This window comes from Candidatus Obscuribacterales bacterium (genome assembly GCA_036703605.1).
GTDB lineage: Bacteria > Cyanobacteriota > Cyanobacteriia > RECH01 > RECH01 > RECH01.
The window spans coordinates 1-2,452 of sequence record DATNRH010000792.1 but is presented as its reverse complement, the minus strand read 5'-3'; the positions used below and the strand labels follow the sequence as shown (position 1 = coordinate 2,452).

2 protein-coding genes are annotated in these 2,452 nt (G+C 49.1%); both read right to left on the bottom strand.

The window, feature by feature from the left end; genetic code table 11:
• Nucleotides 1-305: 305 nt before the first annotated feature.
• Nucleotides 306-629, bottom strand: a complete 324-nt coding sequence (locus tag V6D20_16450) for an STAS domain-containing protein (GenBank protein ID HEY9817371.1) — start codon at nucleotides 627-629, stop codon at nucleotides 306-308.
• Between the two features lie 1,098 nt (nucleotides 630-1,727).
• The coding region (locus tag V6D20_16445; protein HEY9817370.1) for a hypothetical protein at nucleotides 1,728-2,452 on the bottom strand (725 nt) is incomplete at its 5' end.

The window sequence follows — 2,452 nt, the reverse complement described above, 5'->3', positions numbered from 1 at the left end:
TCTAATACCGATCTCTGTGGCGCGACATTACCCGATGGCTCTGTCAACACAGATGATTGTTAAGCATCAAGCTGTTGTGAAAGATTACACCAAGATAGTGAATCTCAGCCATAGGATCGCTTCCAAGAAAATCGCTTCCAGATCAACATCAAGTCCTACCTGTAAGTTCGACGGAGATCATCAGACTCTTCATAGATCCTAGGCTGGTTAAAGGAACAGATCGCAACGGCACGATCCATCATCTACGGGTTTAGCGATCGCTAAACCCGTTTAGAACAGCACCACAGCAGCTTGATGCACCCCCGCTAGGCGGCGGCTAGACGTTGTTCAAACATTTGGCGATCGCTATAGATCGTAAACATCTGTTCTGTATCGGTTTCTTCCAGCAACATGCGGGCCTGCCCACCCAAAGAACATAGGGCGAAGGTACCCCCCATCGCTTGCACCCTCGTTAAGGCAACAACTAACGTACCTAAGCCACTGCTATCCATGAACATAACGTTACGGAGATCAAGCAGGAGTTCGGTAGCGCCGTTGTCTAAGCTCTGGTTAACCCAGCAGAGGATATCCGTGGTGCTTGTAGCGCTCAAAATCCGAGTTGTGGGAACTAAAACTTGACGGGTAGACATCTTAAAACCTAGTAGTTGTGACGGTGTAAACAATTCAGGAAAGTATTCAGGAAAGTATTCAGGAACAGAATCAGAACAAGATGAATCGATAGATAGACGAGTAAGATTCATTGGCATTATCAGCGATCGCCCCATCCAAAGCCGCCCCCTAATCAAGATGATTAGAGAGAGCCGGGAATCAACAGCGATTTGCTTAGCAACAGCTCCTCTAGACTGATCCTCTAGAGTTGAGAGCCAGCACAACAGTTACCCTAGCAGTGCTGCCTCAGAAACCACGAGCAGCGATCGCCCTCGGGCTTAGAGAGACCGTAGAATAACGGAGCCATAGGCAGATCACATGTCTAATCTATGACCTGATATTTCTTCATACTGGGATACCCATGACTATACCGACCTCTCCATCAGTAGGAAAGCGATAGACTACGGATATTTTGAATCCAGCAAAAAACCTAGCTCCGCAAAAGCTCTGATATCAACATCTCGATGTTAGTTTATCTGAGTGAAGCCCTAGGGCAAAACGGATTGGAGCGGCTTAATAAGGCGGTAGAATGCATAGAAATTCAGTGCGTTAGTCATCCAACAGGAGCAACGGTCAAACCCTGATAAGAATCTCGTCGCTGATATCTGAGGGGCAGGCAGGCTAAGACATGCCGGCGAACGTCAATGAAGCTAATGACTGATGGGTAGATACCCTATATGGACGCGATCGCTGATGTCACCCAACTTGTGTGTTGAACTATGGCGTGATCCGGATGTCTAAAAGACAGCTACCTGCAGAAGAACGATGTACCACAGAACTATGTGAAGAGTCTTGGTCATTGCAACTTGTCTGTAGATAGCACATGGGGGCAACCGGCTCATATCACATCATGAATTTTACTGAAGCTATGCAGTCGATAGTCGTGAAATATACCCATGACTCAAATTATACACAACTCTATGAGAGAGATGCTGTGCAATATGCTGAGACACCATAAAACTCTGATGAAGATTTAAGGGAGATTCTACGGAGATTTCCATTCAAACTGGAGCGTCATGGACAGAGGCAAATACCTATACAGAAGCATTCAGAGCCGTTACAGATGTCATTGCCTCAGGCTAATGACCCATCGCCGAGGCTAAACGCTTTTGAATCCGTAGGGTCGTATGGTTATCGATGGGGGTGTAGTTGCCATGGGCATCCAGCGCACTAAACTGCTCAAAATGCTGGCGCAAGGGCTCTTCCAACATCGAAAGTTGGATATGAGCATCCCCTTGGGCAATATCTGCCCAGAAATAGCGCAGGTGAGGGGCGAGGGCTTGGGCTTGGTTGACCGGCAGGTTCAACGGGGGATGGGTGAGCAGCTTCATCATGAACGAAAAGGCGCGATCGCCCATCCATTCCCGTGACATCTGCTGCAAATTGGGATAGCCGGGAACGGCTTGCACTGTGTGCGACCGGATATGTAGCCTGTAGCCCTGCGTCTCTTGCTGCAGTTCCAGAATACGGTAGGGATGGGGATAGCTGACCAAGGAGCCGGTGGTGATGTCGTACAAACCATCCTGCTGAGCAATATCCTGGACATGCAGATGCCCGGTGAACACCAGTTGCACCCCTGCTGCCCGCAAGATTTCTTGGAGACGGGGCGCATGATCCAGCATGTAGCGTTGTCCCAACACATGATGGCGCTGGCCGGGTAAATGCTCTACCACATTGTGATGAATCATCACCATCACCAGCTCATCGTGGGTCTGGGCAAGGGTCGTCTCCAGCCATTGGAGTTGCTGATCATCAAGGTCTCCTCGCGATCGCTGCTGTCCATCGTCATCAAAGGCAATGGAAT